Raw genomic sequence first — 21,281 nt, forward strand, 5'->3', positions numbered from 1 at the left:
TTTTTCGACGACATGGCGCAAGTGGACGTGGCGCACAAGTTGCGCGTGAGCAAACAGACGGTCAATCGGTTGGTAACGGTGGCGCTTGCGAAGGTGGCGCGAGTGTACGAGGCATGGGCGAGAATGGACGAAGGGTATTCGCTAGGGGAGGCGGTATAATGGCGCGAGAATTATTGTTTTCGATTACGCGAAAAGATTTCCGAATAGATACGTTTAGAGCCGGCGGTAAAGGCGGTCAGAAGCAAAACAAAACGTCATCCGGCGTTCGTGTTACGCATATCGAAAGTGGCGCGGTTGGAGAATCGCGCGAGGAACGGTCACAACACGTCAATAAAGAACGAGCATTTCGGCGTTGTATTGAAAGTGAAACATTTAAGCGTTGGCATCGACGGAAAACAGCCGAAATTTTAGTAGGCAAGGCGGACATAGAAAAATCAGTCGACGAAGCGCTAAAACCTTCGAATATCAAAACGGAAGTATTCAACGGAACTAAATGGACGGAGGAATCATCGAATGACTAACGCAGAATTTAACGAGCGCATCGACGAACTATACGCGCAAACCAAAGCGGGCAACTTACCGCGCGACGCACGATTTGAAGCAATCGAAGCGCTGACGGATGAATACGTCGCGGCAACGGGCAAGCGACCGGAGCGTGAACAACTCGACCGGCTGGCGTCGTTATGCCTTTACGAAGAACTAACGGATGCCACGCCGTGGAAAACGAAAAACACGGAGTATCCGATTCACAGCGGCAGGCAACGCGAAGAAATCGAGAAGAACGAATCGATAACAGGACCGCCACAAGGCAACGGAAAGCCGACGCGTAGGAAACGGTCGAATTACGAGAATACGGTCGTAAATAAAGCAAAATCGAGAAATATCGAGCGGAAAAAGGCTTACCGGGAGTTTACGAAGGTGCAGCCGGTGATAGTTTCGTATGTAGGGCGCCAGTGATGGCGCTTATTTTTTTTTAAATTTAATTAAAATAAGTGTTGCATACTATATTTAAGTGTAGTATAATTAAATTAACAACGAGGGATACTTAAAATAAAAAACAAAAGGAGGAAGTAACGATGAAAAACGTCATGAAGAAAGCTTGGGAAATCGCTAGGGAAGGAGTAAGAAAGTTTGGAGGTAATGTTAAAGAATACTTTGCAGAAGCACTTCGCATGGCGTGGGCAATCGTGAAAAACGGAATGGAAATCGGTTATGAATTATTAGGAAAGAAAAACGGTGTAATGCATTTTATCGTAAATGACGTTGATGGTTTGGAGGTATCTTTTTTAACAGAAGAAAAAAGCATTAAAACAGGCAAACAATACACTAAGAAAAACCCGATTAATGCTTTTAAAACTGGAACTAACAATAAAACTGGCAAGAAAGCTCGCATGTACAGCGTTGCAATCCATTGCGGGGACATCGAAATTAAACTAGGCAACGAATCGCAGATTATTAAAAACCACATCGACAAAAAATGGCTATAGGATTTAGGTGAACAAACGTGGATATACGACAAGCAATCGAAAAACTACTCGCTGACCCTAGCGTAACCAACTATCAAATTAGTAAAGCAACCGGTGTCAGCCAAGTATCACTAAATAAGTTTGCACGCGGCGAATCTAATATCGACAATATGCCGCTGGGGAACGCTCTTAAATTGTACGATTATTATACGAAATTAAAGGAGGAAGGCGCAATGACTGGCGAAAGCAGGGATTTACTATTCGGAAGAATGCTCGGAGTGTTAAACGTGTTAGGGGAGCGACTATTCGAAAAAGGCAAGCCGTCCATTGACGAAAAATCGTTCAAAAAGTTTCCGGCTAAACCGGCGTCTACGTTTGAACGCTTGCATAAGGAAGTGATGGACTATTCGCACAAGTTCGGCGAAGAAGAGAATCGCATTCTCGCGTTATTCGACGAATTACTGTCCGAGTTAAGTACGGAGGACTTTAACGACAGTCCGCTCGGAGGTACTTATTTGCTCGGTTACTATCGTCAAAATCACGAATTAGCCGAGTATAAACGTAAACAAAAGTAAAAAAATAACGCCACCCGTCGGGCGAAAGCGGCGGGATATGAAAGGAGATAAGCAAAATGAAACTAAACCAATTATTAAACGATTTTAAAGTAGTTGCCAGTGGATTTCCCGCATTTGCAGGACTGGGAGAACATTCAAAGGGAGAAAATAAGGTGGTATTATCAACGTTGTCGCCAAACGCTTTACTGGAACAGGGCATTGAGAAGTATTATGCTCCTGTCATACCTCGAAACAGCAAATTTGAAACAACTCAAGATATCCTTGATGCAGATTTATCGGTTAAACAATATATTGTGTATCCTGTAGACGAGCATGCAACGGCTTGTATGGATAAAATAATCGTATCAAGACACCGCGGTACTGTTGATTACATCAAAGATTCGATGGGCATTGATTGGCTCCCTGTGTTTGATTCGGTAACCAACGATGACATTAAGGATAAGCACGTAATTGGTACGCTTCCCCCGCATTTAGTGGCAGAATGTGGCGCTTACTCGGCGATTAGTATCAAAGATTTCGACTATAGCAAAGACAGCGACTTGTATGGCGCTGAATTATCACAGCGAATTTTATGGCATAGTCCGATTGCTATAAAACAGATATCCAAAGATTACGTGTTTACTCACATAGCTTCCGGCGCAGAAGTTATCGTCGAGTTTACTGACGGCGATAAAGTTCAGTCGGTTCAAATTCAAGGTAATGACGATTTAGGCAGACTTGTGATTTATCACGGCACAACCCTTAAAAGCGTAATACTCCGAGGCAATAAACGCGACAAGCTAAAACTTTACGCGGAATACAGTGGTAGTGATGGGCACGACCCCGACACCTACGCCGAAATAACAAATGATGAATACTTCGCGTCAGATAGTTTCCTTGAATATTTCGACATTACGGAAGAATAACCGAATATAGCCTCGCTCATTGAGCGGGGTTTTTGCGCGTTTTCGGCTTACTTTCCGCTGAATTGTCCGCCTTGTCTATGTAAGGTTTTTGGAACCTTATCGTAAGGTTAACGCATGAGACGGGTATGCTCCGCTCAGCCTTCCGAACAATTCGGTGGAGGGATTACGTGAATATAACAGTTAATGTGGAAAAGGAAATCAGTTTTAATGTAGGTGAAGTTAAGAATTACACGAGCGAGTTGAAGAAAGTTACCGGAGTTTATGTATTTTTCGATAAGTTTGAAAACCCTGTTTATATAGGGAAGTCCAAAGATTTATATGGCAGGGTTATATCGCACATCAACGGGAAATCGGAAAAACCAAAAATAAAAGAACTAAGCCGTCTGTGTAAAATATATAAAATAGAGGATTACGCAATGGCGGATATTTATGAAACTTATTTGATTAATGAACTGAAACCTCTTCTAAACATAGACAAAGCGACTTACGGCGATTTTATAAAAATGGCAGAAGAAGAGTTGGTAGAAGTAGATTGTCGAATTGACGATTTAAAGTTTGAAATACTAGAGTTGAAAGAATCATTAGTAGATGAAGATGATTTAGGAGAATTACTATTTTCTCAAAGAAAGATAGAAGAGTTAGAAAAGGAAATAGTAGAATTGGAAGCGAAGGCGTCTAGATTGAAACGACGCGGAGCTAAACCTATGGAAAACATCACTTATGAGATGATAGTTAAAAGGGAAAAGGAAAGAAGAAGAAACGCTTATTTAAGTATGCGGAAATAATCACGGCTCGCACTAATCGGCGGGCTTTTTTATTGCGGAAAATAACCGCAAATATAATCGAAAAGGAGACGATGAACATGGCGGCACAAAACGCGCGCGAAGCAATATCAGTGAAAATCGACGTAGACATTTCCGACGCGCTCACCGGCTTAAAGGCGTTGCAGCGAGAAGCACGGGAAACCACGAAGGCATTGCGGGAGTTGGAGGGAGCAACCGTGAAGGCGGGTCGGCTTGACTTACTGCGGTTGTTTAACGGAGGGAATGCCGGTGAGTAAATGGCGCAAGAAACCGGTCGTAGTCGAAGCGGAAGTATATCGTGTAGGACTAGAAGATGGCGTGGATTTCACTTACGAACAGATTGCGCCGAACGTTCGAGGATTACGTCGCGTTAAAAAGCCGTACATCGATACGCTAGAAGGGCGTATGTTTATTTCGCCTGGCGATTACATCATCACCGGCGTACAAGGCGAACGTTACCCATGCAAGCCGGACATATTCGAAAAAACGTACGAAAAAGTTTAATTTAACGGAGGGATTTTACGTGAACGAATTTTACTACTGCTATTCGATTAAACTTCATGCGTTTCTTAGCGAACATGGCCAGCGTTACATCTGCGCGGGCTTGAACGAAAAGACAATGCGCAAGTTTTGGCAATATAAACGCAGCGACGAACTGCACCGATTGTTGAGCGAATGGGCCTTAAATAAGCCGGTCTAACGTTCGAGTTTAAATTCAATTCTTATACGTGGAGGTAATACGAAATGAAAACGGGAAAATTTACGCAATATGCAAACGAAGCCGCACAGCGCAAGGAACACGCGCTCGCAGCAGGCAAAAACGGAATGATTCCGCATGATTTATGGCGCAGGCTTATTCCTATCGCGATGGAATACGACAGGGGAAACGCCGACATGGCGTTGTTGTATTCGTACCTAGTCGCGAATGTAAACGGACAGCCGGACAATGACCGTTATATGAGCGCATTTATGAGCGTTGAGCGAATCGCTAATGAAACGCGAATAGGACGTAATAGAGTGGCGAAGTTGGCAGACGCGTTGGAGGCTTGCGGACTGTTGCGAACGGCTTTCGACTATGCCGGCAACAAACGCGATAAGTTATATTATCCGCAATATTACAGCGCTTTAACTGACGAAGAAGTGCACGAAGGCATGGCGAAATGGGCGCAAAAGCACGCTAGATAACGTTAATCACTCTACAGTGATTTACCTAAGTCACTCTATAGTGATTGACCTAAATCACCGTACAGTGACGGTAATAATAACAAACGTAATAATAACGAACTTAATAATAACAAACAAAAGATTGCGCCAATATTCGCTATCGCTCATATATGTCGCTGCGCTTTTATTACTTAATACCTTTATCGCGAAAAGTACTTTAGTACAAAAGATAACAAACGAGGGTCAATCACTCTACGGTGATTTTACTTTTAACGAAAGAAGCGCCGATTCCCGTTCGTAGGAATTGGGCGAAATTACGACCTTGTGCGGAAATCGTACCGGGTTATTTTGCGTGGAAAGGAGCGATAATTATGACGGACAAAGCACCGAAACTACAACTCGTCAGTGATGACGGGCTACATTTCGCATTGTATATCGACGGCAAAGAAGTGAAGGGCGTTAACAGGCTTACGATTAATTGCGAGCAAGGCTATTTCGTTACGCATGAAATCGAATTTTTAACGGTGGCTAGCGGCGATGGAATGCCGGATAAATTTAACGGAATGTAGGAGGACGAATCATGGCGAAGTTATTAAACGAAAAACAATACGCAGCCATTGCGATTTTAGCCCAGCCGAATCGGGGCGGACTCAAGTACGATGAAGTTGCGGAACGAGTTGGCGTAAGTCGGCAAACGCTGTACGAATGGCGTAAGGATGACGCTTTTAACGACGAATTAAAACGCCAAATCATGCGGAATACGCTCGATAGATTGCCGGACGTAATGGCGTCAATACCCGACCACATCATCAACGATGGTAATGCCGCAATGTTCCGTACGCTACTGCAAGCGCACGGCATGCTTACGGATAAAGTTGAAGTCGAAGCAAAAGGCGGACAGGCTACGGACGTTAGTCAAATGAAAGCGGAAATTGAGCGAATGAGGCAGCGACGTAAGGACGGTGAATAAACGTCCATATAGTAGTAGGAATTGGTAGCGCAGAATTTACGCGAGTTGACGTGTTGGTCGATTTACCAGCCGACGCGAGTCTGCGCGCGACCCTTCGAACATTTTGCGCAAGCTTCATCGGACTAAAGCGAATTTTATGCACGGAAATGACGTTTCATATTCCGAAGTATATGCAGTAATTGCGGGAAATATCGGACTGTATGACGTAGTGGATGCCGTTATATCAACGATGTATAAAATCGTGCATAAACGTAAGTTGAGCGGTAGTTACAAACCGCGTCATATCAACGTTTGCATAACGGGTCAGGTTCCGATAGGAAGTATTATGTTAACTGTAAATGAATAACGTATACACCGTTATGCAACCGGCGTCTGTATAAGAACGAATAATCATGCGGGCATGTACAGGCGGCAGAAGGGGGCGGGGTCTCCTAAAACGGGAAACCCCTGCCCAAGCGGTTTTTAAATCCGCATATCAAAATTTCACTTTGACCTTACTGGTCGGAAAGGAGGGCGTTAACTATCGCATGGGTTGACGGAAAATGGCTCGACAAGCAGGCGCGCCAGGAACTAATCGACACATATACGGAATATCTCGACATGCTCGAAACTACTTACGGCGATTTTGACGCAATGCCCAGCGACGTTCAATCGACTTATTACGAACGATGTGTCGAACTCGAGCGACTGGAACGGATTCAGCGGTGCGAAGGCAATTTGCTCGAATTTGCGCTCGAATACTTTTCGGACACACGCAATCCGGACAATGACGGTAACTGGGAAGGCTTCGACATTGCTGACGTAAGCGAAGCGCCCGACTTTCACCGTGAAATAGCAGATATTATTAACGTAGTTTCGACGAAAGAACTCAACGCTAAGGTAGCGGTCGCGGCGCCACGTTCGCACGCAAAGTCGACATATTTATCGAAAGCATTTCCGGTGCATGAAGTCGTTTATCGACTGCGCAAATACGTTATTATCATTTCGGAAACGCCGAAAGTATCGAAGGCAAATATGGAATGGATACGCAATCAGTTGAAGTTTAATCGTAAGTTACGGGACGACTTCGGTCCGTTGCTATCGCCTAAAGACCAAGCGAACATTCAAGACAATAGCGAAGGGTTTATCGCATGGCATGCCGACGGGGATTATCGCAAACAAATTGCGCTCGTTGAGGCGGCATCGACAGGGCAAGCGCTACGTGGACGTAACTGGAATGGATCGCGTCCGGACTTAATTATTCTCGACGATTTAGAGGACGCAAGACCAGGTGGAAACGCTAGTACGCCCGAACAACGGCAAGCACTTCGCGATTGGTTCGCGCAAACAGTTATGGCGCTTGGCGACCCGAAAGGAAAACGAACCGCATTCGTGTATATGGGAACGACCGTTCATCATGACGCGTTGCTCATGCAAGTGCTGCACAATCGGTCGGATTTTACTTCGAAAGTATATCGTGCCATTATTGAACAGCCGGAACGCTCCGACCTTTGGGAGCAATGCCGGCTTATTTATGTTGAGCGGGAAAACCCGAACCGGCTAGATGATGCGATTAAGTTTTACGAAGCTAACAAAGACGAAATGTTACGCGGAAGTCGTGTCCTATGGCCGGAAGTACAGCCGTTGTGGAAATTAATGACGTGGAAGTGGGACAACGGTTCAAAAGCGTTTAATACCGAGTACATGAATAACCCAGTTGACGAAGAATCGATGATTTTCAACCCAGACACCTTTACGTATTGGGATGAAAGCGGCAAAAAATACGATTTTACATCGGACGAATACTCGCTTTCGATGGGAATCGACTTTGCATTCGGCAAGGAGCGAGGGGATTACTCGGCACTTTCCGTTGTGGCGAAGAATAAAGAAACGGACGTTATTTACGTAATAGATTCGTTTATTCAAAAGCTGCCACTCGACGATTATTTCGAAATCATAGTCGAAAAGGTGAAATACTGGCAGCCGGACGTCATCGCAGCGGACGCAAATGCTGCGCAGGAATTTATTGCAGGGCAATTAGCAAAGCGCTTTGCTGCGGAAGGCTACCCTGCATCTACGCGATTAAAGGAAATCAAGAACCGTACTAAAAAGTCGCTTAGAATCGAAGCGATGAAGCCTGACATCGAGAACGGAATGATTATGTTCAGCAGAAAACACGCTTTATTGCTCGAGCAGTTTGAACGCTATGGGCAAGGAGCGAATGACGACGGCCCCGATAGTTTAAATATGGCGGTCACAACCGTCGTTAAATCATCAAAACGCAAAGCTGGCTATGCTGGCTCTTACCGATATTAAGGAGGTGTTAACGTGTTTGCAGACCCGAATTTAATCAGCGAAATTTTAATCGAAAACCCGATGCGCGACGCACTCGGCGAACTCGAATGGGAGCGACTCGTCGAAGAAGCGAAACTGTACGACCGATACTACGGCGCAACCAACGTATGGACAACGTACGAAAAGCCGAAGGAAATCGACTACGAGCCAACGGAGTTGTCGATTAACTACCCGCGCAAGCTAGTCGACACGATTGCGGCGTGGCAATTCGAAAAAGAGCCGAAGGTAACTGTGCCACCGGACATACTCGACGACCCCGTAAAAATGACGTTCAAAAACTACGTGCCGAGCGATGAACAACAAGCGGAAAACAGTCGCGCTAAAATTAAGGAACGCCTACTGACGTGGGTATGGGACGACAATCACATGCACGAAAAGTTACTCGCGGCGGCAAAAGACCGCGCTATCTCGACGACAGGCGTTTACGCACGCTTGCATTACGATACTCGACGCGGGAAGATACGCGTTTTTTGGCATCCGTCCACGGAAGTTATTGCGGTGCATAACGAATGGGACGTTGACGAATTGCAAGAGGTTCATTTCATCGCATTTCTTGACCCCGAACAAGAACGGCTATGGCGCTTGTCTTATTACCTCGTATGGCACGAAGATAGGGGCGAATATGACTGCGAATTGTTTGAGGCGGTGTACGACAGCGGATTTAATATCGTCGAAGAACGAGTGCCGCGCCAGTCGATGGGGCTCGACTTTATTCCGGTCGTGGAAGTGCCTGTCGACAAGCTTACCGGCGCTATTCAAGGCGAATCGGAACTCGGAAAAATGACGCAATTAGCCGACGAAATTGACCGCAAATTAAGCGACTACTCGGACGCCCTACGCTTCGAAATGTTTGCGATTACGATACTAACCGACGTTGACGAGGACCCGAAAAACCCGTTGAAAATAAGCCCGTCAGCGAAATGGAATCTCGGCGACAGCGATAAAGACGGCGGAAAGCCCGAAGCGAAGAAGCTAGAAGGCGGCTTTAAGTTTCGCGAGGCTATCGAAGGATACCTCGACCGAATGTACGAAGCGCTGCACGAAATCAGCGAAGTGCCTATCGTGAATACAGCCGACATGAAAACGGGCGGAATCAACGACGTGGCGTTGCAGTTGCTCTATAGCGCAATTATCTCGAAAACACAACGTGCTTGGGTCGTTTGGCAGTCGCGCTTACGGTTGCTAAACGAATATATATTGCGATATATGAAAGCGCGCAAAGACCATCCGCGTTTTATTTACGACCGTAAATGGGTCGACGAGTTAGACGGATTTTACGACAGCAAAATCATATTTAACTTACCAACGCCACAAGACCGAGCGGCGTTAATTGAACAGTTAAGCGCAGAGGTTGCGATGAATACCGAGTCGGTAAAAGGCGCAATTACCCGAAGCGGAAAAGAAAACGCAGAAGCGAAGCTGATGGAAATATTGCAAGAACGCGATTTATTACGCAGAAGAACCGACCCTTATAACGAAGGAGGCGAAGAATAGTGGCGAAAGTGAATAGTAATCCGGACATCGGGCGGCTAGAACAAACGCTGTATCAAAGCGCCGATGGCTCGAAAGACGCCATCGAAATCCAGTGTCCGCAAAATAATACGGCGCCGTCTTATTCGTAAGATTTACGACCAATACGCCTATGTCTCTAAACTGTGCGGTTGATAAACGATAGCCATACGGGCTTTAAACGGTTGGAGGTACGAAATGAGCGAAGAAATTAAAAACGAAAAAGTTGACGAGGTAATCGATACAGAAAATACTACGGTTGAGAAACCGGAAACTAAATCGGAAAAGACTTTTACGCAAGAAGAGTTAAACGAAATCATCGCTAAAAGAGTCGAACGTGAGCGAAAGAAGCAAGCGGAACTTGACGAGAAGTTAAAACGACTAGAAGCATTAGAAAAAGCCGATGAGGAACGCAGAAAAGCGGAGATGACCGAAGCCCAACGCTTAAAAGCCGAAAAAGAAGAAGCGGCGAAAAAAGCGGAAGAGGCAGCGGAGCAAGCGAAGAAAGCGCAAGAGACGGCAAATCAACGCATTGTAAACACCGAAATACGAAGCGTCGCCCGTGCGTTAAATGCGAATGACCCGAACGACGTGCTTGCGTTATTGGATAAGTCGATTGTAGAGATTGACGATGATGGTAACGTAAAGGGCGTTGAGGAAGCGGTCAAGGCGTTAAAGGAGGCTAAGCCGTGGATGTTTAAGCAACCGATAGGTGCTGATGCAGTTGGCGGCAGTAACCCGTCAAAAAATACGAGTATAAGCGAATTAGCAACGAAAGAGAAAGAACTTGAAGAAATGAAGAAACAGGCGGCACGAAATCCTCGGTTAATGGGCAAAGTGACGCAACTTTATAACGAAATTTTAGCAATTAAATCGAAAAAGAATTAATTATGTCGCCAAAAAGGCGGCTTTTTTAATTAATAAAAAATTATTTTAGGAGGAACTAAACTATGTCAAACGTAGCAATGACGTATGATTTTAAAGACCAAATTAGACAAATGCAGGCGAACGTGGATGTAATCTTAACGAACGCTCCAATTTTACTAGGACTCGCGGGAACTGGTGACGCACTAACACAAACAAAGTTTGATTGGATGAACGACTACTTAAACAGCGATATTGCTGTTGTAGAAACGGCAGCCGACGCATCAGCAACGGAAATTACACTAGATACTGGCGACGCTCGCAAATTTGCTGTTAATGCGTTAGTACAAAACGGACTAGAAGTAATGCAAGTCACGGCGGTTAACGAAGTAGACAACAAAATTACGGTTGTCCGTGGGTTCGACGCAACGACCCCGGAAGCAATCGAAGCCGGCGCAGAATTGAAAATTATTTCTCGTCCACGTCCTGAAGGTGAGGACACGTTCCGTAAGAACGAAGTTAACGACCGTTTAGTACAGTTTAACTATTCGCAAATTTTCAGCCGTTATGCTGCTGTATCTCGTACGCAACAACAAGTACGCACTTATGGCGTAGAGGACGAGTTGGATTACCAAGTTAATTTACGTTTACAAGAAATGGTGCGTGAAATGAACAACGCTCTAATCTACGGACGTAAGTATATCGGTTCTGACCAACAACCTCGTTCAACTGGCGGTATCTTTGCATTTGCTAACGAACAAGGCTCTAAAAATGTCGACATGAACGGAGACGAAATTTCGGCAAAAGCACTAAATGACGCAGTTGAAGAAACGTTTAAACGAGGTGGAATGGTAAACACAATCGTATGTTCACCTAACGTAGCCCGTCAAATCACGAAATTAGGCGGTGACACTATCCGTACGACTCGCCAAGAGACTGCAACGGGTTATCAAATCCTATCATTCGTGTCAGACCTACCAGGCGGAGCGATTTCAAACGTAGTTGTTGACTTAAACATGCCGAAAGACCGTGCATTACTATTAGACATCAACAACATTAAAACTCGTTATTTAACGTCCACTTATGACCAAGACGCTACTTTACCAGGCGGAGACTATTTCAGCCGTGTAATTCGTGCGGAACTTGGATTTGAAATTAAGAACGCAAAAGAGTCGGTGGCAATCTTATCGAATATCTCGAAATCTATTTCCTAATTAGCGGAGACCTAGCGTCTCCCTAAACTATTAAAAGGAGTGTGAACGATGCCACTATCTGAAAGGGATGTGCTACGAATCAACACGTCTAGTCCGGTCGCTAACGATTTGAAGCTAGGCGATTTACTAAAAGGATTGCAAGAGGGTGAAAGTGTGCCGACTAGTGTTTCGTGGGGCGATATATCCGGGAAGCCTTCGACGTTTCCACCGTCTCAACATACGCATGCCATCGCTGATGTGACTAATTTACAAACGACACTAGACGGAAAACTAACAGCATCAAAGGCGGCAACGCAAGCGAATAGTACGGCGTCTGATGTCGAGGGGTTAGTAGCCGACTTCAACGCATTATTAGCGAAATTAAAAGCGGCGGGGTTGATGAACTAATGGTTACGGCTACTTTTAAAGCAATACCAAATTATGAATATCACCAAAATGGCGTCTACGCTCGATTTAATAGCGAAGGCGTCCTCGTAACAAATGACGCAAAGTTAATCGGAATATTGAGCAAGCACGAACCGTTCATAAAGCGGTTGGATGCAGTGGCGAAGGCAGTTGACGAAGTTGCGGACGCTCCTTCCGAATTTGAACCGGAACACGTCGGCGGCGGTTATTATCTGCTTTCGAACGGCGAAAAAATCAAGGGTAAGGACGCCGCAATCAAGGCGGAAGCCAAACTCGAAAAATAACGGAGGTGACGCTCGATGTCGGTAGCGGAGCGCTTAAAGAATCGGTTGCAAAATGTTTCGGGCGTTACGGATGCCGACATTGAAGCGTGGGTGTCCGAGGCGGAACACGAAGCGGATTTAACCGAAGCAGAAAACGCCGATGCGGTATTTTATCTTGCGCTAACCATTGCGTATGAGTTTATCGCAACAAACGCGGCGAATTACTTTAAATACACGGACGGCGAGGAATCGGTCGACAAGTCGATGGTGTTCGACAACTACATGAAACTGGCGGAGCAAGCACGCAAACAATATCGCAAATATAGGCGGGGACGAGGCGCAAGCCAGACGCATGTAGGACGGGCGGATTGTCGATGAATAATCAAGCGAAACTGAACGAGTCCTTCGAAAAATTGGCGAAGGGTTACCGTAAACTTAACAAAAAGCAGCAGGAATTTGCGATTCGAGAAATCGGACGGATACGCGGCGACATTGCCGACATGCTTGCGGATTACTCGGCAAAAGACGGCACTATCAAGCGCCAACGACTGGCGCGGCTGCTGCGGGAACTAGACGAAATGGAAACGTTAGTGCGCGAGTACGGCACAACGTCGCTCGACGCCATCGTAAAGGAGTCGGCGGAATTTGGCTCGACGGGTGCTAACGCGGCAATTGTGGCGGCGATTCGGTCGGGTGCGTTATCAGAAGCGACTATCGAACGAATCAACCGCGACGTATTTGAGTACGCAACGAAACGGCTTGGCGATGACGGACTCGTATTGAGCGACCGTGTTTGGCGGTTTGGCGGAGACATGCGCGACGAACTATCGAAGGTATTGCGCGCAGACATCATCCGTGGCGAATCCGTCAGCACGATGATAGCGAGCATACGAAAAGTCTACGAAAACGAGACGTGGAAGATTCGGAGGTTAGTAGTGACGGAAGGCAATACGGCTTACCGTGCTGCCATTTCGATGAATGCCGACCGAAGCGACGTGGTGAAGGGCATTAGGTTGCACCGTGGGGCGGCGAACGTGCCATCGCATCGTTGTACAATATTATCGTTGGAGGACCGATACGGAATGGGCGAAGGCGTCTTTAAGCCGACTGACACCGAAATCTACAATCCGCATGTGAACTGCACAAGTTTCCTAACGTACGAACTTTACGATAGATATTTATAAGGAGGTGGCTACGTGCTAACACCGCAAGACATCGAATTTATGCGCAACACTCGCAAAGAAATCGTCGCAGAACGTCAGCATCCTATCGTTTTATATTACGAAGTTGCTGGCGCACTCGACCCGATAACTGACGAGCCGATTGGCGCTGAAACAGTCGAAATACACACCGAATCCGTAGTCACCGAAATTGCTTCGATGGCGCAATCGGCATTCGAGCGACTGCTAAACGACGGCGTACTCGTTGAAAAAGGCGACATTTGGTTTTCGGTTGATATTGACGTTGTAAACGACTTAATCGAGCAAATAACAAGCGTTAAATATGACGGGCGCGACTACGAAATCATGGCGGCTGACAAAAAAGGCATCGGCGAGCGCAATCGAGTTGAATTCGTGGGGAGGTTAATATCGTGAGTAATTTTACGGTTAAAATCGAAGGATTGGCGAGTCTTATTAGTTCGCTGGATGCCAACGCAATCGCTCAAGACATCGACCACATCACGGAAGCTTACACGCGTAAAATGGCGAATGAATCCGCAGAGAGTGCGCCTAGAGACACGGGTAAGTTAAAAAATTCGATTACGGCGAGCGTGCAAAAGGAAGCGCCGTTGCACTGGACGTACGGGTCGGACTTACCGTATGCGACTCGTCAAGAATACGAGCATCGCACGAAAAAAGGGTTTATCCGAAATACCATCGCTAAAAACGAGATTCCGTATCGCGATAAAATCGCGGAACGACTGAGCGAAATGGGGCGAGGCTGATGCAGTTTAGCTTAACGCATTCGTTGCGTACACACATCGAGCAGTCGACCGGTGTTAAGACGGTTTGGCTTTTCGACGGCATCAAACTTCCGCAGGAACGACCGTTGATAACCATCGAACAAATGACGAATACGAACGAGGTCATTTCGAAACAGCGCTCCGTCGAAACGGTCTATCGCTACCAAATCGGTCTAAGTGCGACAAGTATTCGCGAACGGTCGCTGATACAAGAGGAAATTCGCGACGTCCTCACGGACGATAAGATAACGCTATTAGACGCACTGAATCCGGGCGAAACGCTCGGCTATTTTTATGCGGTCGTGACGGGTGAAACACCTATAACACCGGACGATGTGAGCGATAAGTCGGAATATCATCGGGTTTATTTTGACGTGGAAGTACGCTACACAAAAACGAAAATTTAAGGGGGATTAACGTATGGGAATCGAATATCGCGGCGAGGAAATTTTATACGCAGTTACCATTCCTAACGAAGTTGGAGACACATTAGTACGACCATTTAACCAAACAACAGGGTCTAAAAATCTATCCGCAGATTCTATAGATTTATCTTCGAAAGATAAGTCGGGCTCGGATTATGGAAACGTGACAGAGGAAGTAGCATTCGAAGGTATCATCACGGAGGGCGACCCATTTCCGGATTATATCCAACAAGCCATTCGCAATAAACAATTCGTTGAAATATACGAGATAAACACACGGACGAAAAAAGCGGAGAAAGGGAATTATATGATTTCTTCGTTCGAAAAATCGTTTGGTAATGCAGAATTTGCAACGTATTCACTAAATGCAACTCTGAACGGTACTACAACCGAGGAAACTTTAACGACAATTCCGGACGGAGCGGAATAACGAACTCACGGCGGGCACTTGCTCGCCTTTTTAATTACCGAAAACAAACCGAAAGGATGACGATAGATGGCACGATTTGAAATTGACGGAAAAGAATACGAATTAAAACTGACGTATAAGGCGGTTAAATATCTCGACGGACTGCACGAAGGCGGAGCGCTCGCACTTGTCGGACGTGCATTGCAAGGCGACTTAGACACGTTTACTAACGTTGTGCATGCCGGACTATTCCACACGGGGGAAAACTTCGCGAAAGAAAAAGTTGAACTAGCGCTTGAAGAAGCGTTCGAAGCCGAAAAACTCGACTATGAGACGGTTCACAAAACGGTCAACGAGGTGCTGCTCGATAGTTTTTTCTACCGGAAGATAGTGGCGAATCTGAAAGCGCAAAATCCGGAAGCGTTCGAGCAACTCGACAAACTTTTGACTACGACCGAATAATCTCGGACGGCTGGCGTTACCTCCGATTTAAGCCACCGGAAATGTGGGCGCTAACGCCTCGCGAGCATGTCCTACTCAATCGCGCGCAACAGGAACGACGTTATGACGATTACGAGTTAGCGTCGGTTATCGCTGTTATGCACGAAGCGGCGCATCGAGCAAAACGTCCGAAGGCAAGCGACTTATTTAAACGCCCAGCCGACGGTGTGACCGAGGATAAAATACGCAAGCAGGCGGAAAAAGCGAAGCATGCGGAGGAATGGCTTTCGCAGTTTAAATTCTAGCGGAAAGGAGGACGAACATGGCATCCGTACAAAATTTACTCGTTAAAATTGGCGCTGACATTAGCGGGTTAACGGCAGGCATTCGAAATGCAACGTCGCAAATTAACCAGTTGGCGCAACAAAACGAGCGGGCGTTTCAAGCGGTCGGGTCGGTCGGTAAAGCAATGACGATAATCGGTACGGCTGGCGTTGCGGGCTTAGGAATGGCGGTTAAGACCGCAGCAAACTTCGAGTCGGCAATGAGTCGGGTCGGAGCATTAAGCGGTGCATCTGCGGAGGAACTCCGGAAACTGACGGCAAATGCCGAAGAAATGGGGCGGAAAACGTCCTTTTCGGCGACACAGGCGGCAGAAGCGCAACAATTTTTAGCGATGGCCGGTTATAAGTCCAACCAAATTGTGGCGGCGATGCCGGGACTACTCGCAACAGCAGCGGCAGGACAAACGGAACTAGGCGAGACTGCCGACATTGTGTCGAATATACTTTCGGGATTTGGCTTACAAGCGGCTGAAACAACGAGAGTAGCCGACGTTATGACGAAAACATTTACGAATAGTAATACGGACTTACGTATGTTGGGGTACACGATGAAGTATGTAGCCCCGGTCGCTAAAGCGGCTGGACAATCGCTCGAGTCGATGGCGGCTGCGGCGGGAATATTGGGAAATGCTGGAATACAAGCCGACCAAGCGGGCACAAGTTTACGTATGATGTTAATCCGTTTAGCGAAACCGCCTAAAATGGCGCGCGACGCGCTCGATGAACTCGGCATATCCGTATCAGACTCGGCGGGCAAAATGAAGCCGTTGTCGCAAATCATCGGTGAAATGACGGAAGCAACGAAAGGCATGACGGAAGCTGACCGACTAGCAGCGGTTGCGAAAATCTCCGGCACGGAAGCGTCGGCGGCAATGCTTGCGTTAATGGACGCCGGTCAAGGTACCATCGAAGCATTTACGGCGGAACTCGAAAATGCCGGCGGTACTGCGCAGGAAATCGCCGCAAAGCAACTCGACAACCTCAAGGGTCAGCTTACGATTTTAAAGTCGGCACTGGAAGGAGCGGCTATTGCGATAGGCAACGCATTACTGCCGGCGCTCAAAGTAATCGTCGCAGCTATCCAAAGTGCGGTCGACTGGTTTAACGGATTAAGCGACGCGTCAAAAACGTTTATTTCGATTGGGTTGGCGTTGGGTAGCGTATTTATGCTATTTGGCGGAATGATGTTGATAACTTTGAGTTATATTCCATCGCTAATTCAAGGGTTTGGCGCGATTGCTGCACTGTTAAAAATGTCATCTATGGCGTTACTTAAATCGATTGTATTGTGGGGAGGACTTATTGGATTAATAATAACGCTCGGCTCAGCGCTCGTCATCGCCTATAACGAGGTTGAGTGGTTCCGCAACGGCATACACGCGGCATGGGCGGGGATTGTGTCCGCTACGATTGCGGTAGGCGCTGCGATTAAAAACGCGTTCGGCGAAGCGGTCGACTGGTCAGTGCGAAAGTTTGACGATTTTAAAACGTTGGCGACAGTCGTTGGCGGGCACGTATCAACGGCGATTGGCGTGATTAAGACGACGTTTAACGACTTGCAGTCGTATGTTGCGACAGTGGCTCCGATTATTTTCGGTAAATTCATCGATACTGCCAGCGAATTTCTTAATAACGTAAAGAGCGTATTTAGCGGCGACCCGAAAGCGTTGGTGCCGGTCATTGAGACGTTGGGGCCGACCATTGTCGGATTACTAATCGGAGGGCTTCCTGGAATCCTAATTTCGCTGTCACGTTTCATGCCGGCAATCGCAGACGCTTTGCAGGCGGGAACTCCGCAAATTATCGAAGGCATTAACGCAGTGGTAGACGGCATCGTCAATTTCTTCGAAACTAGCTTTCCGGTAATCGTACAAGTTGGACTCGACTTAATCCTCAATTTGATTAACGGAATACTCGCGGCACTGCCGACTGTTATCGGTGTTGCCACGCAAATAATCGAAACTTTAGTCGGCGTAATCGGTACCGTTTTACCGCAAATATTGACGGTAGGAGTGGAACTTTTAACGACTCTACTCGAAGGCATCGTATCGGCTATTCCGTTGTTGATTGCCGGAATATTAACGGTAATTGACTCGTTAACTCAAGCGATAATAAGCAATTTACCGATGATTGTCGATTCGGGGGTTCAAGTGATTTCGTCGTTAGTCGAGGGGCTTTCGACAGCTATTCCGTTGCTAATCATGGCGGCGCTTTATTTAATTGCTGAAATCGTATCAACGCTAATTAGCAGTTTACCGAAGATTATCGATTCGGGCGTCAAGATTTTAATGGCGCTGATAGACGGAATCTTATCGATATTGCCGACGCTTATTGCAACGGCGATTAAACTGATACTTCAAATCGTGAGTACGCTCATCGCAAACTTGCCGAAGATTATCGATTCCGGTATCAAGATTTTAATGGCGTTAATAGACGGTATCATTCGGATTTTACCGCAGTTAATTGCGACGGCACTTAATTTAATCGTGCAGATTGCGGGTACGTTGATTAAAAATCTACCGAAAATTTTAGCGGCTGGCGTGCAAATACTGTGGGAGTTAATCAAAGGTATCGTTAGCGTTGTTGGCTCATTAGTCCTCGCAATAACAACGGAAATTATTCCGTCGATTGTTGATACGATTAAAAGCGTAAACTTGTTCGACATCGGAAAAAACATCATACAAGGGTTAATTAACGGAATTGGCTCGATGGCATCGGCAGTTTGGGACAAAGTAACGTCAATCGCGAGCGGTATTGCAAATGCAGTCACGGGCTTTTTCGACATGCATTCGCCGTCACGATTAACGCGAGGGCAAGGGCGGAACATCGGAAAAGGACTAGAACTAGGGTTGGCGGACTCGCTCAACGGACTTATTAAAATGAGCGAAAAAGTGTCGGAAGCTGTTTCAGCATCAATCGACATGTCTTACGATACGCCGAACGTAGCGACTCGAGCATTTGCGTTTACTCATGCGCTAGAAAACGAAAACCAACGACCAAGCGTTGTCAACATGACGGTCAATCAGCAGTTACCGGAAGATGTGTCGCCGGCAAAGGAACGCAGGGAACAAGAACGTATTATGCGAAGAATGGCGGAAGATATGGGGGTGCTAACATGGAGCGGTTAATCTTTACGAACGCACGCGGGGAGTCCGTCACATTTGGCGCATCCCCGCCGTTTGAAATCATTACGGTTGATGGACTCGGCGATGTAAGTGCGGAAACAATTTCGCAGAAATCAGCGTTTCAAGATGGAAGTACGTACATTGATTCGACGCTCGACGAAAGAGTAATCGAGATAACATTGCTTATTCACGTTTTGGACTATTCGAGGGTTGTGGCCGCAAGACAACGTTTATCGGCGGTGATGAATCCGAAGCTAGGACTCGGCACTCTACGTTATGAGGGCGGAGGGGTTATTCGAGAAATTCAAGCAGTTGCTGAATCTATCCCGAGATTTCCTGACGGTACGCAAAATCGCGGCGAACGTTTTCAAAAAGTTTCCTTAACGTTAATTGCACCCGACCCGTATTGGCGCCAGCCGGAAGCTACAAAAACGGAGATTGCGTTATGGGAACCGTTGTTTGAGTTTGAACTCGAAATACCGGAGGACACAGGCATCGAGTTCGGGGTTAGGACGGAGACTTTTATTGTTAACGTAAAAAATGACGGGCATGTGGATACAGGAATGATAATTAAATTTCGAGCGATAGGGACGGTTGTTAATCCGTCCTTATTTAACGTTAATACGCAGGAGTGGATTAAATTAAATTACACGATGACGGCTGGCGAAATTATTACGATTAACACAAATCGAGGGCAAAAACGAATTGAGTCTACGTTAAATGGTGTGACTACGAATATTTTTAACTCTATCGCACGTGGTAGCACGTTTTTACAACTCGAAATTGGCGACAATCTACTACGATATGACGCTGATGAAAACATTAACGGGTTGGAAGTCGACATTTACCATGCTTCGAAATATGTGGGGGTGTAGTCGTGGACTTATACGTTTATGATTTGTCGTTTAATTTGCTCGGACTAGTAGACGATTATGAGTCGCTTGTATGGACGCGAGATTTTTATAAAGCGGGCACGTTTGAATTGCAATTAAGTTTACCTAAGAGTGACGCAGATGTTGCGTCTCTTTTTTCGTTAATAAAACGCGGAAATATCGTGGTAAAAGACGACAATCCACAAGAAGCAGCGGTAATAAATTTCGTAAGTATAAACGGAATTAAACATGAACGAGTCACGGTTAAAGGCTCTTTTCTTGGCGATTTGTTATCGCGCAGAACGGTATGGGGCGAGCAAGAAAATACGGGCACGATTGAGGACGTCATGAAGGCGTTTGTACTCGACAACTGCATCGCCCCCACCAATCAAAACCGAATTATCCCGTCGCTTGCGTTAGCGCCTGACAGTGGGGTTGCGGACAATGCCACCGAATTTAGTAGCGAAAATCCTAGCGTTAGTAGTTGGCTTAATGCGTTGGCGGTTAAATACGATGTTGGTTGGCGAGTGTTGTTTGACCCCGTTAACACGCAGTATTTATTTGACGTTTATCGTGGGCGTGACTTGTCTTACGGACAGTCCGAAAACCCGCGCGCAATTTTTTCGCTAGATTTCGAGAATGTCAATAACCAAACGTTAGCTGATGCGGACGAGGATTTTAAAAACATGGCGATAGTCGCAGGAGAAGGCGACGAGGCGACACGTAGAACGGTTTTAATCAACGACGCGCTTTCGGGCTTTGAAAGACGCGAGATATATATCGACGCCAGTTCCGTTTCGAAAGAACGCGAAGATGGAACGCAGATACCCGACGATGAGTACGACGAAATCTTACGAGAATACGGACTTCGTGAACTGTCGGAATTGAAGCCGTTATTTACAATGCAATCGGATATAAGCGTGCTGTCAAATTTGGCTTACCGAAAAGATTTCGATTTGGGCGACATTGTAACGATAGAAAACCGACGCTGGGGAGTTTCGCTTGATACTCGAATTACTGCGGTCAGAGAAACTTATGAAAAAACCTTGATGGATGTACGCGTTAACTTCGGGAGTGAAACGCCAACATTACTCGATAAAATTAAAAAGGCGGTGAGGTAATGGCAGAATTAAGTTCGTTTTTTAATAGTGTTAAAGTCGGCGGTATCGGCGACAGAAGATACAAAGCCGAAGATTTCGCCCGATATTTTAACAAGTTTATCAAAAACGG

General features: G+C 46.3%; 29 protein-coding genes and 1 pseudogene. All 30 read left to right on the forward strand.

Translation table 11 applies throughout. The annotated features are described in order from the left end of the window. Positions 1-345, forward strand: a pseudogene (locus PZE06_RS22225) (peptide chain release factor family protein); the annotation flags it as partial. A gap of 168 nt (positions 346-513) precedes the next feature. Further along, entirely contained in the window at positions 514-957 is a 444-nt protein-coding gene (locus tag PZE06_RS22230; protein ID WP_151026204.1) for a hypothetical protein, read from the forward strand. Between the two features lie 119 nt (positions 958-1,076). Next, positions 1,077-1,487 (forward strand): hypothetical protein, encoded by a 411-nt coding sequence (locus tag PZE06_RS22235; RefSeq protein ID WP_151026205.1) that lies wholly within the window; start codon positions 1,077-1,079, stop codon positions 1,485-1,487. Between the two features lie 17 nt (positions 1,488-1,504). After that, positions 1,505-2,041 (forward strand): type I-C CRISPR-associated protein Cas8c/Csd1, encoded by a 537-nt coding sequence (locus PZE06_RS29895; RefSeq protein ID WP_151026206.1) that lies wholly within the window; start codon positions 1,505-1,507, stop codon positions 2,039-2,041. A 56-nt stretch (positions 2,042-2,097) separates the two neighbouring features. Then, positions 2,098-2,946 (forward strand): CRISPR-associated protein Csx16, encoded by an 849-nt coding sequence (locus PZE06_RS22245; protein ID WP_151026207.1) that lies wholly within the window; start codon positions 2,098-2,100, stop codon positions 2,944-2,946. Positions 2,947-3,113: 167 nt separating this feature from the next. Further along, positions 3,114-3,731 carry a nucleotide excision repair endonuclease gene (locus tag PZE06_RS22250; protein ID WP_191963586.1) on the forward strand — a complete coding sequence of 206 codons (618 nt, stop codon included), beginning with the start codon at positions 3,114-3,116 and terminating at the stop codon, positions 3,729-3,731. 77 nt (positions 3,732-3,808) lie between these two features. Continuing rightward, on the forward strand, positions 3,809-4,006 hold the full coding sequence (locus tag PZE06_RS22255) for a hypothetical protein (RefSeq protein ID WP_191963587.1): 198 nt from the start codon (positions 3,809-3,811) through the stop codon (positions 4,004-4,006). After that, positions 3,999-4,253 carry a hypothetical protein gene (locus PZE06_RS22260; RefSeq protein ID WP_151026210.1) on the forward strand — a complete coding sequence of 85 codons (255 nt, stop codon included), beginning with the start codon at positions 3,999-4,001 and terminating at the stop codon, positions 4,251-4,253. Before PZE06_RS22255 ends, PZE06_RS22260 begins: the two co-directional genes overlap by 8 nt. A 19-nt stretch (positions 4,254-4,272) precedes the next feature. Then, positions 4,273-4,449, forward strand: a complete 177-nt coding sequence (locus PZE06_RS22265) for a hypothetical protein (protein WP_191963588.1) — start codon at positions 4,273-4,275, stop codon at positions 4,447-4,449. Positions 4,450-4,493: 44 nt separating this feature from the next. After that, on the forward strand, positions 4,494-4,934 hold the full coding sequence (locus PZE06_RS22270) for a hypothetical protein (RefSeq protein ID WP_151026211.1): 441 nt from the start codon (positions 4,494-4,496) through the stop codon (positions 4,932-4,934). 236 nt (positions 4,935-5,170) lie between these two features. Continuing rightward, positions 5,171-5,482 carry a hypothetical protein gene (locus PZE06_RS22275; RefSeq protein ID WP_151026212.1) on the forward strand — a complete coding sequence of 104 codons (312 nt, stop codon included), beginning with the start codon at positions 5,171-5,173 and terminating at the stop codon, positions 5,480-5,482. A gap of 11 nt (positions 5,483-5,493) precedes the next feature. Next, entirely contained in the window at positions 5,494-5,883 is a 390-nt protein-coding gene (locus PZE06_RS22280) for a phBC6A51 family helix-turn-helix protein (protein ID WP_151026213.1), read from the forward strand. A gap of 600 nt (positions 5,884-6,483) precedes the next feature. After that, complete coding sequence (gene terL, locus PZE06_RS22285) at positions 6,484-8,178, forward strand: phage terminase large subunit (RefSeq protein ID WP_225310811.1); 1,695 nt, start codon at positions 6,484-6,486, stop codon at positions 8,176-8,178. A 12-nt stretch (positions 8,179-8,190) separates the two neighbouring features. Further along, a complete protein-coding gene (locus PZE06_RS22290; RefSeq protein ID WP_225310812.1) occupies positions 8,191-9,711 on the forward strand; it encodes a phage portal protein in 1,521 nt (506 codons plus the stop codon). Next, entirely contained in the window at positions 9,711-9,839 is a 129-nt protein-coding gene (locus PZE06_RS22295) for a hypothetical protein (RefSeq protein WP_263641582.1), read from the forward strand. Before PZE06_RS22290 ends, PZE06_RS22295 begins: the two co-directional genes overlap by 1 nt. Before the next feature lie 85 nt (positions 9,840-9,924). Then, positions 9,925-10,614 (forward strand): phage scaffolding protein, encoded by a 690-nt coding sequence (locus PZE06_RS22300; protein ID WP_225310813.1) that lies wholly within the window; start codon positions 9,925-9,927, stop codon positions 10,612-10,614. 62 nt (positions 10,615-10,676) lie between these two features. Then, complete coding sequence (locus tag PZE06_RS22305; protein ID WP_151026215.1) at positions 10,677-11,804, forward strand: SU10 major capsid protein; 1,128 nt, start codon at positions 10,677-10,679, stop codon at positions 11,802-11,804. A 48-nt stretch (positions 11,805-11,852) separates the two neighbouring features. Next, complete coding sequence (locus PZE06_RS32135; RefSeq protein ID WP_151026216.1) at positions 11,853-12,191, forward strand: hypothetical protein; 339 nt, start codon at positions 11,853-11,855, stop codon at positions 12,189-12,191. After that, on the forward strand, positions 12,191-12,493 hold the full coding sequence (locus PZE06_RS22315; RefSeq protein WP_275792051.1) for a hypothetical protein: 303 nt from the start codon (positions 12,191-12,193) through the stop codon (positions 12,491-12,493). The genes PZE06_RS32135 and PZE06_RS22315 overlap by 1 nt, the downstream gene beginning before the upstream one ends. Before the next feature lie 15 nt (positions 12,494-12,508). Next, positions 12,509-12,850: a hypothetical protein gene (locus PZE06_RS22320; RefSeq protein WP_275792052.1), complete on the forward strand. Its 342-nt coding sequence runs from the start codon at positions 12,509-12,511 to the stop codon at positions 12,848-12,850. After that, positions 12,847-13,656 (forward strand): hypothetical protein, encoded by an 810-nt coding sequence (locus PZE06_RS22325; RefSeq protein ID WP_275792053.1) that lies wholly within the window; start codon positions 12,847-12,849, stop codon positions 13,654-13,656. The genes PZE06_RS22320 and PZE06_RS22325 overlap by 4 nt, the downstream gene beginning before the upstream one ends. Positions 13,657-13,668: 12 nt before the next feature. Further along, a complete protein-coding gene (locus PZE06_RS22330; protein ID WP_150917786.1) occupies positions 13,669-14,067 on the forward strand; it encodes a hypothetical protein in 399 nt (132 codons plus the stop codon). Then, positions 14,064-14,417, forward strand: a complete 354-nt coding sequence (locus tag PZE06_RS22335; RefSeq protein ID WP_150917789.1) for a hypothetical protein — start codon at positions 14,064-14,066, stop codon at positions 14,415-14,417. Before PZE06_RS22330 ends, PZE06_RS22335 begins: the two co-directional genes overlap by 4 nt. A 104-nt stretch (positions 14,418-14,521) precedes the next feature. Next, positions 14,522-14,842: a hypothetical protein gene (locus PZE06_RS22340; protein WP_191963601.1), complete on the forward strand. Its 321-nt coding sequence runs from the start codon at positions 14,522-14,524 to the stop codon at positions 14,840-14,842. Between the two features lie 13 nt (positions 14,843-14,855). Then, entirely contained in the window at positions 14,856-15,290 is a 435-nt protein-coding gene (locus PZE06_RS22345) for a phage major tail protein, TP901-1 family (RefSeq protein WP_150917795.1), read from the forward strand. A 66-nt stretch (positions 15,291-15,356) separates the two neighbouring features. Then, positions 15,357-15,731: a tail assembly chaperone gene (locus PZE06_RS22350; protein WP_150917799.1), complete on the forward strand. Its 375-nt coding sequence runs from the start codon at positions 15,357-15,359 to the stop codon at positions 15,729-15,731. Between the two features lie 137 nt (positions 15,732-15,868). Beyond that, entirely contained in the window at positions 15,869-16,015 is a 147-nt protein-coding gene (locus PZE06_RS22355; RefSeq protein WP_225315223.1) for a hypothetical protein, read from the forward strand. A gap of 17 nt (positions 16,016-16,032) precedes the next feature. After that, complete coding sequence (locus PZE06_RS22360) at positions 16,033-19,182, forward strand: phage tail tape measure protein (RefSeq protein ID WP_151026293.1); 3,150 nt, start codon at positions 16,033-16,035, stop codon at positions 19,180-19,182. Next, positions 19,170-20,054 (forward strand): phage tail family protein, encoded by an 885-nt coding sequence (locus PZE06_RS22365; protein ID WP_151026294.1) that lies wholly within the window; start codon positions 19,170-19,172, stop codon positions 20,052-20,054. The genes PZE06_RS22360 and PZE06_RS22365 overlap by 13 nt, the downstream gene beginning before the upstream one ends. Positions 20,055-20,056: 2 nt before the next feature. Next, a complete protein-coding gene (locus PZE06_RS22370) occupies positions 20,057-21,172 on the forward strand; it encodes a siphovirus ReqiPepy6 Gp37-like family protein (RefSeq protein WP_275792054.1) in 1,116 nt (371 codons plus the stop codon). Positions 21,173-21,281: the final 109 nt, after the last annotated feature.

This window comes from Robertmurraya sp. DFI.2.37 (assembly GCF_029211245.1).
GTDB classification, from domain to species: Bacteria; Bacillota; Bacilli; order Bacillales; family Cytobacillaceae; genus Robertmurraya; species Robertmurraya methanolica_A.